Below are 528 nucleotides of genomic sequence, written 5' to 3' on the forward strand. Positions count from 1 at the left end.
CGCTGGGAATGCCGTCTGTTCCGTTGAAGCTGGCCGAGCGGCGGTCGAGCCGTCGTATTCAGGTGGGTTCGGTGGCGGTGGGCGGGGATGCTCCGGTGTCGGTGCAGTCGATGACGACGACGGTGACGGCGGATGTCGGGTCGACGTTGCAGCAGATCGCGGAGTTGACGGCGGCGGGGTGCCAGATCGTGCGGGTGGCGTGTCCGTCGCAGGACGATGCGGACGCGTTGCCGGAGATCGCCCGGAAGTCGCAGATTCCGGTGATCGCGGATATTCATTTCCAGCCGAAGTACGTGTTCGCGGCGATTGACGCGGGGTGTGCGGCGGTGCGGGTGAATCCGGGGAATATCCGGCAGTTCGACGACAAGGTGCGGGAGATCGCGCGGGCGGCGTCGGGTGCGGGGGTGCCGATCCGGATCGGGGTGAATGCGGGGTCGTTGGATCCGCGGTTGCTGGCGAAGTACGGGCGGGCGACGCCGGAGGCTTTGGTGGAGTCGGCGTTGTGGGAGTGCTCGCTGTTCGAGGAGC

Annotated in this window: 1 protein-coding gene; it reads left to right on the plus strand. The window is 67.4% G+C overall.

Annotation, left to right across the window (positions count from 1 at the left end):
• Positions 1 to 2: 2 nt before the first annotated feature.
• Positions 3 to 528, plus strand: a 526-nt coding sequence (locus tag RKE29_RS30350; RefSeq protein WP_312008908.1) for a flavodoxin-dependent (E)-4-hydroxy-3-methylbut-2-enyl-diphosphate synthase, incomplete at its 3' end; no start/stop codon positions are given.

The sequence above is a fragment of the Streptomyces sp. B1866 genome, from assembly GCF_031932565.1.
In the GTDB taxonomy this organism is placed as follows: Bacteria; Actinomycetota; Actinomycetes; order Streptomycetales; family Streptomycetaceae; genus Streptomyces.